This window comes from Actinosynnema sp. NPDC059797 (assembly GCF_042732085.1).
Classification (GTDB): Bacteria; Actinomycetota; Actinomycetes; order Mycobacteriales; family Pseudonocardiaceae; genus Actinosynnema.
In genome coordinates, this window is the sequence record NZ_JBHWIE010000348.1 from 1 (window position 1) to 7,289 (window position 7,289).

Here is a 7,289-nt window from a genome sequence, read left to right on the forward strand (position 1 = left end):
GGAGCACCACCGGGACCAGCGGGTGGCGGGCATCGTCGCCATCGCGCCGACCGCGTCGGACTGCGAGGCCCTCGCCGAGGTGGCCGCCGACGTGCCCCTCGTGACCGTCGACGGCGACCCGACGGGCGTGCTGCCGCTGGTCACCGTCGACCACGAGGCGGGCGCGCACACCGCCACCCGGCACCTGCTCGCCGCCGGGCACCGCACGGTCTGGCACGTCCGCGGCCCCGCCGACTTCTACGCCGCCAACGACCACCTCGCCCTGGGCGTCCTGCGCGCCCTGCACGAGCACGGCCGCTCCGTGCCCCGCGACGTCAGCGTGGTCGGCTTCGACGACGTCCCCGAAGCGGCCTGCTTCCCGCCGCCCCTGACCACGATCCGCCCGGACTCCGACGCGGTGGCGGCGGAGGCGCTCGACCTCCTGCCGGCGCGCATCGCCGACAGCGGGGCCGACGCACCCGGCCGCACCCTCGGACCCGCGCTCGTCGAGCGCCGCACCGTGGCGCCGCCGGCCGCTCGCGGCGGGTGACCGCCTGGAGGTGCACGCCGACGCCGGACCACTGGTGCCGGCCCTCCACGCGCACCGGCGTCCCCGCCGCCATCACCTCCTCCGGGCGATCCCCGGACGAGCGCTTGACCGGCCGGCTCCGGCGGCGGGACAGTGCGGGGTGCCCCGGTCGGCACACCCGCGAGGTGTCCCATGCGCCCTGCCTCCACCACCACGCCCCTCCTGCCCGGCGCGATCCCCGTCGCGGGGCACCTGGTCCCGTTCCTGCGCGACCCGCTGGCGTTCGTCCGCGGCCTGCGCGACCACGGCCCTCTGGTGCGGCTGCGGCTCGGACCGCGCACGGTGTGGGTGGTGACCACGCCCGAGCTGGCGCGCCGGGTCTACGTCACCGACCAGAACCTGTTCGACAAGGGCGGCCCGCTGTTCGACAAGGTCCGCCTCTACCTCGGCAACGGCCTGGTCACCTGCTCCGGCGCCGAGCACCCGCGGCAGCGCGCCCTGGTGCAACCGGCGTTCCACCGCGACCGCCTGCGCGCCTACACCGACATCGCCGCCAACGCCGTCACCGAGATCACCGGCACCTGGCGCCCGGGCCAGGTGGTCCGCCTGGACACCGAGGTCCACCGGTTCGCCGCCACGGTCACCGCCCGCTCGCTGATCACCGCCCCGGCGGGCCTGCGCGCCGCCGCCGAAGCCGCCCGCGTCACCATGGAGATCTTCAACGGCCTGTTCTGGCAGATGATCATGCCCGGCGAGGCGTTCGCCAAGCTGCCGCTCCCGGTCAACCGCCGCTACCGGCACCGCGTCGCACGCGTGCGCGCCCTGGTCGACGAGGTCATCGACCTCTACCGCGACGGCCCCGACCACGGCGACCTGCTCTCCACCCTGGTCCGAGCGCACGACGACACCCCCGACGGCAGGCGGCAGATCCACGACCAGGTCATCACCTTCATCACCGCCGGCGTGGAAACCGCCGCCCACGGCATGGTCTGGACCCTGCGCCTGCTCGACGCCCACCCCGACGTCGCCGACCGCGTCCGAGCGGAACTGCGCGACACGTTGGGCGACCGCCCACCCGGCCACGACGACCTGGCGTCCCTGCCCTGCACCCGCGCCGCCGCGACCGAGGCGCTGCGCCTGCGACCACCGGGCTGGCTGATCACCCGAACCGCCCCGCACGACGTCCACTGGGACGACCTGCACATCCCCGCCGGCGCCGACGTCCTCGTCAGCCCCTACGCCCTGCACCACGACCCGACGGCGTTCCCGGACCCGGACCGCTTCGACCCGGACCGCTGGCTCCCCCCACGCCTGACGAGCGCGCAACGAGAGGCTTATTTCGCCTTCGGCGCCGGACGCCGCAAGTGCATCGGGGACACCATGGGCCTGGACGCCACCACGGTCCTGCTGGCGGAACTGGTCGGGCGCCGCCGCCTGCACCACCTGAGCGACACCACCCACGACCGCGGCCGGCCACGCCTCAACCTGATCCCGCCGCCAACCCCCGTCCGCGTCGACTGACCGGGCCGGGGCACGGCGTGCCCGGACCCTCCCCGCTCGCGTGGGGCACCATCTGGACCATGAGCGACCTGGACCGGCTCTCACTGCTGTGGGAAGAACACGTGCGCGCGCCGTTCCCGCCGCACCTCCGCGGTCGGGACGTCGCCGGCGAGGACGTGGTGGTGCTGGACTCGGACATCGCGGGTTGCGCCTCCTCGGCCTTGTCGGGGCACCTCGACGAGCGGCGCCGCCGCGTCGTGGCCAGACGCCTGGTCGCGGTCGAGGAGGTCTTGCGCTCGATCGACGGTGACGGCGCGGTCGAGTACTGCGAACGCCTGAGGGAGATGGCCGTGCTGGTGGTCCGACTCGGTGACGCCGAGACCGGGTAGCACCGGTGGGGCAACCCGCTTCCGCCGGTCTGCCCGATCACGGGGACGACCCCCGGCCGTGGTCGACCACAGCCCACGTTCGAGTGATCACCGACCTCGGGGGACCGACCACGCTCACGGCGCGGGGTCGCCGCGCAGTTCGAGGGTGATCATCGCCGCGTCCACGGTGCGCAGCGCGGCGGTCAGCGCGTCGGCGTCGAAGGTGCCGTCGTCGCGGGCGTCGAGGAGCGCGTCGCGCTGCGCGGAGAGCACGGCGAGCCGGTGGTGGTCGGCCGAGGTGCCTTCCTCCCTCGGCACTCCGCGGGCGGCGGCGTCGACCAGCTCCCGGATCCGCTGCCGCTCGTCGGCCCGCTCGCGCTCGTCGGCCTCGTCGGTCCGGTCGGGGAACAGCCGCTTGACGAGGGGGCCGACCGTCCCGCCCTGCACCAGCAGGGACAGGGTGGCCGCGGCGAAGGCGACGAAGACGAGCAGCGGCCGGTGCGGGGTGTCCTCCGGCAGGGTCTGCGCGGCGGCGACGGTGATCGCGCCGCGCATGCCCGCCCACACCACGACCACGCCCTCGCGCACGCCGAGCGGCTGGCGCAGCAGGTAGTCGATGTCGGCGAGCGAGCGGCGGACCCGGGTGGCGAACCGCTCCAGGTCGCGTTCGGTGAACCGGCCTCGTCGGGGGCCGTCCCCGCCCGCTTCGAGGCGTTCGCCGATGGCGGCGATGCGGGGTTGCAGCGCCTGGCCGCGCAGCGCGCGTCGCTTCAGCGCCCACAGCAGGGGCGCGACGTAGGCCGCGCGCACGAGCAGCGTCACCGCGAGCGCTCCGGCGGCGATCCCGATCGCCGGGCCCAGGCCGGTGTGCTCGCGGTGCACCTCGTCCAGGATGGCGGCCAGCTGGAGGCCCATCGCCAGGAACACGACGCCTTCGAGGACGAGTTCGACGCTCGCCCAGTTCTGCGCGTCCGACAGCCGGTGGCGGGCCGGCAGCACGCGGGGCGCGCGGAAACCGGTGATCAGCCCCGCCACGACCGCCGCGACGAGGCCGGAGCTGCCCAGGGCCTCGGCCGGCACGGCGGCGGCGAACGGCACGGCGAACGACAGGATCGTGTTCACGGTCGCGTCGTCCACCCGCCGGCGCACCGCCAGGTTGCCCCGGCCGACGACGACACCGACCACGACGGCGACCGCGATGGCGTAGGCGAAGGTGCCCAGCGCGCCGGCGAAGGAGAACCCGGCGGCGGTGGCGACGACCGCCGTGCGCAGGAGCACCAGGGCGGTGGCGTCGTTGAGCAGGCTCTCGCCGTCGAGGATGACCACGGCGCGGCGGGGGAGGCCGGTGCCCTTGATGATCGAGGTGGCGACGGCGTCGGTGGGGCTGACGATCGCGCCCAGCGCCACGCCCCAGATGAACCCGAGGTCGGGGAGGAGCCAGGCGAACAGCGCGCCGAGCACGAGGGCGGTCGCGACGACCAGCAGGAACGACAGGCCGCTGATGGCCCGGAACTCGCGGCGGAAGTTCATCGCCGGCATGGACACCGCGGAGGCGTAGAGCAGCGGCGGCAGCAGGCCCTGGAGGACCCACTCCGGGTCGATCTCGACGTCTTCGAGCACGGGCGCCAGCGCGACGGCGATGCCCACCAGGACGAGGACGAGCGGGGCGGCGACCCCGAGCCTCGGCGCCAGCACGGCCGCCCCGGCGATGACGACGAGGGCCAGGACCGAGACGGCGATGACCTCCAGCACGCGCCCTCCTCCGCGGTTGTGCCCACCCATGCTGGGGCACGACCGCGCGCCGCGCTCCCCGGCGGGAGGGGCCCCGGGGCGACGACCCGCTTCACCCGATTCAGTCGCGCGGCACCAGCAGCCGGTTGGCGGCACGCCGCCGGGCCTCGTCTTCGACGAGCAGGTGCGCGGCGGCGACGATCTCGTCCACCTGGCCGGCCGGCACCACGGCGACGCCGTCGTCATCGCCCAGCACCCAGTCCCCGGGGCTGACCGGGACACCGCCGACGGCGATGGCGCAGCCGATCCGGTACGGCCCGGTCCGCCACGCCCCCGCCGGGGTGATCGCGCGGGCGAACACCGGCACGCCGAGCGCGGCCAGCTCGGCGACGTCGCGCACCGCGCCGTCCAGCACGATGCCGCCGATCCGCAGCGCCCGCGCCTTCTGCACGAGCAGCTCGCCGACCAGCGCCCTGGTCTCGTCACCGCCGCCGTTGACCACCAGGACCTCGCCGCGGCGGATCACGTCGAACGCGGCGTGCAGGCCCTCGTTGTCACCCGGTCGGGTCCACACCGTGAACGCGGGGCCGGACAGGGCCGCGCCGGGCCACAGCGGGCGGATGCCTTCGGCGACGCCGAACCTGTCCATCGCGTCGGAGACGGTCGCGACCGGCAGGGCGGCGGGAACGGGGTAGGTCACGACCTTCACTAACACCGGGCGATCGCGGTTGTCCACCGGGCAGGCGACCGAGCCTTCGGGTGGTGGGTGACCGTCCACGGCGGTGGCGGGCCGTTCGCCCGGGGCCCGAGGCCGGTGGTTCAGGCGCCCGCCAGGCGGAGGCGTTCGACCGCCTGCGCGCGGAGGGCGGCGCAGCACGGGCCGGGCCTGCCGTGCAGCGCTTCCCACCGGGCGTTGTGCGCCGCCGGCCACAGGCTCGCCGCCCACGCGACCTCCTGCTCCTCCGCGGTGAACCGGCGTCCCCGGTGGTCCTGGTAGGTCGAGAGGAACGCCGCGGAACTCGCGACCGGCGCCAGGGTCGGTGGCAGGGCGCCGGCGAAGGTGCCGGACGCCGCACCCACCAGCGCCGCCTCCGGCAGCCACGCCAGGCTGTCCCAGTCGTGCACGACCCACACCTCACCGCCGCGCCAGCGGAGGTTCTGCGCCTCGTAGTCGGCGTGGCCCAGCACGCGCGGCAGGTCGGCGGCCAGCAGCCGCGCTCGGGAGCGCTCGGCCACCTCCACCACGTGGTCCGGCACGAGGGCCTGGTCCTTCTCGTCCAGCAGCCCGATCCCCGGCCACAACCCGGGGCCGCCGTGGTCCCAGCGCACCCAGCGCGGGTTCGGCAGCGGTGGCGGGACGACCAGGTCGGCCAGCCCGTCCACCAGCCGGGCGAACACGGCGGCGTAGCGCGCGGCGACGTCCGGCGAGTCACCGCGCAGCACCTCGCCGCCGGGCACGAGCTCCTCGGCGTGCACGGCCAGCGCGCCGACGCCCACCGCCGGGGTGAGCGGCCGGGCGCACGGGAGGCCCCGCTCCGCCAGCCGGGCCTGGGCGTCCACGCACGACGCGGCCCGGCCGTCGTCCTCCCGCGCCTTCACCACGACGTCCCGCCCGCCGGCCAGGCGCAACCCGAACACCTCCGACATCTGCCGCACCTCGAAGAGCACGCGGACCGGCCGGTCACCCAGCCGGTCCGCGCACCAGTCCGGCAGCCAGCCCGGCAGGTCGTCCAACGGCACGTCCCCAACTGTGCCACGCGCGCGTCACGCCACGGCGCACCGCGCGCCGTTGAGCGTGAACCCGGTGGCGGCGGTGGCGGTGCCGGTGTGGGTGGCCTGGAAGCCGATCGACACCGTCGCGCCGGCCGGGAGCTGCGCGTTGTAGTCGACGTTGCCCGCGGTCACCTGACCGGTGGTGGGGGAGTAGGTGGCGCTCCACCCGCCGGTGATGGTTTGGCCGCTCGGGAGGGTGAACCGGAGTTGCCAGCCTTGCACGGTGGTGGTGGACGTGTTGGTGATGGCGAGGGTCTCGGTCAGGCCGTTGTTCCAGGCGTTGACCGTCGCGGTGACCTTGCACGCGTCGGACGGGACCGGTGTGGTGCCCGTCGTGGTCGTGGTCGTGGTCGTGGTCGTCGTGGTGGTCGTCGTGGTGGTCGTCGTCGTCGTGGTCGCGGGGCGGTCGAGGCCGAGGAAGGCGATGGAGTGCGCGAGCATCCCGGGTTGCGGGAGCGTGTGGCCGGTCCCCTGGATGCTGATGCCCTCGACGACGGCGGCCCCGGCCGCGCCGTAGCGGGTGCGGGTCCAGCCCGACTGCGGCTGGTCGGTGGACGACGGCGTCCGGCTCACCCCGTGGAGGTCGGTCCACTGGTCCAGCTCCTCGCCGAAGTTCGGGTAGGCCAGCGTGGTGTCGGTCGTGCCGTGCCAGAACTGCATGCGCGGGTACCGGCCGGTGTAGCCGGGGTTCATGGCCCGCGCCTGGTCGCCCCACTGCCGCGGCGTCTTCAGCAGGTTCCCGCCCGAGCACTGGCTGTTCCACAGCGAGCCGTTGGTCGTCGCGAAGCAGCCCGCCGGGACGCCCGAGTACGCCGCGCCCGCGCTGAACACGTCCGGGTACTGGGCGGCCAGCACGTTCGTCATCATCGCGCCGGAGGAGAACCCGGCCACGACGACGCGCGCCGGGTCCACGCCGTAGCGCTGCCGCGCCCACGACACCATCGACATGATGCCCGTGGAATCGCCGCCCCCGTCGCGGCGCAGCGCGTTGGCGGTGGACACGTCGAAGCAGCGGCCCTCGCGGGTGGCCTCCGGGTAGACGATCACGTACCCGTGGCGGTCCGCCCCGGTGGCGTAGTCGCGGCCGTTGCCGCCGTGGACGGCGCTCGCGGACCCGCCGCAGTAGTGCACCATGACCAGCAGGGCCGGTCGCGGCGCCACCGAGTCGGGCGCGTACACGTACATGTTCAGGCCCGTCGGGTTGGCGCCGAAGGCCGTGACCCGCGTCAACGCCGCCGCGCTCGCCGGCTGGGCGACCACCGCGAGCACGAGCGCGGCGACCAGCGGCAGCACCCCCGCGAGCACGGCCATGAGCCTGTGCCGCACCACGCGGTCACCTGTTCGTGGGTCCATCGTCCTCACCTCGGTCTCGTGCGGCCGCGGTCCGGCCCGACCGGACGGGTCGGGCC

Annotated in this window: 7 protein-coding genes; 3 read left to right on the top strand and 4 right to left on the bottom strand. The window is 75.1% G+C overall.

Going from position 1 to position 7,289, the window contains the following annotated elements:
• The 3 genes from ACFV4N_RS36680 to ACFV4N_RS36690 form a co-directional block, all read left to right on the top strand.
• A partial coding sequence (locus ACFV4N_RS36680) for a substrate-binding domain-containing protein (RefSeq protein WP_499677268.1) occupies positions 1 to 529 on the top strand: 529 nt, incomplete at its 5' end.
• Between the two features lie 171 nt (positions 530 to 700).
• Complete coding sequence (locus ACFV4N_RS36685; protein ID WP_499677269.1) at positions 701 to 2,029, top strand: cytochrome P450; 1,329 nt, start codon at positions 701 to 703, stop codon at positions 2,027 to 2,029.
• Positions 2,030 to 2,088: 59 nt separating this feature from the next.
• Complete coding sequence (locus ACFV4N_RS36690; RefSeq protein ID WP_499677270.1) at positions 2,089 to 2,397, top strand: hypothetical protein; 309 nt, start codon at positions 2,089 to 2,091, stop codon at positions 2,395 to 2,397.
• A gap of 114 nt (positions 2,398 to 2,511) precedes the next feature.
• On the opposite strand, the gene ACFV4N_RS36695 is transcribed toward ACFV4N_RS36690, so the two are convergent.
• From ACFV4N_RS36695 to ACFV4N_RS36710, 4 genes are all read right to left on the bottom strand, one after another.
• Positions 2,512 to 4,128, bottom strand: a complete 1,617-nt coding sequence (locus tag ACFV4N_RS36695; RefSeq protein ID WP_499677271.1) for a cation:proton antiporter — start codon at positions 4,126 to 4,128, stop codon at positions 2,512 to 2,514.
• Positions 4,129 to 4,228: 100 nt separating this feature from the next.
• The gene (locus ACFV4N_RS36700; RefSeq protein ID WP_499677272.1) at positions 4,229 to 4,807 is read right to left on the bottom strand and encodes an RraA family protein; all 579 of its coding nucleotides are present in this window, start codon (positions 4,805 to 4,807) and stop codon (positions 4,229 to 4,231) included.
• A gap of 119 nt (positions 4,808 to 4,926) precedes the next feature.
• Positions 4,927 to 5,847, bottom strand: coding sequence for an aminoglycoside phosphotransferase/kinase family protein (locus ACFV4N_RS36705; protein ID WP_499677273.1), 921 nt, complete (start codon positions 5,845 to 5,847; stop codon positions 4,927 to 4,929).
• Between the two features lie 24 nt (positions 5,848 to 5,871).
• Positions 5,872 to 7,233 (bottom strand): extracellular catalytic domain type 1 short-chain-length polyhydroxyalkanoate depolymerase, encoded by a 1,362-nt coding sequence (locus ACFV4N_RS36710; RefSeq protein WP_499677274.1) that lies wholly within the window; start codon positions 7,231 to 7,233, stop codon positions 5,872 to 5,874.
• Positions 7,234 to 7,289 lie beyond the last annotated feature (56 nt).

What these genes read in the sequence shown, in the direction of transcription:
- ACFV4N_RS36710 (WP_499677274.1), bottom strand. Translation starts at nt 7,233, where the DNA reads ATGGACCCACGAACAGGTGACCGCGTGGTGCGGCACAGGCTCATGGCC.
- ACFV4N_RS36690 (WP_499677270.1), top strand. Translation starts at nt 2,089, where the DNA reads ATGAGCGACCTGGACCGGCTCTCACTGCTGTGGGAAGAACACGTGCGC.
- ACFV4N_RS36685 (WP_499677269.1), top strand. Translation starts at nt 701, where the DNA reads ATGCGCCCTGCCTCCACCACCACGCCCCTCCTGCCCGGCGCGATCCCC.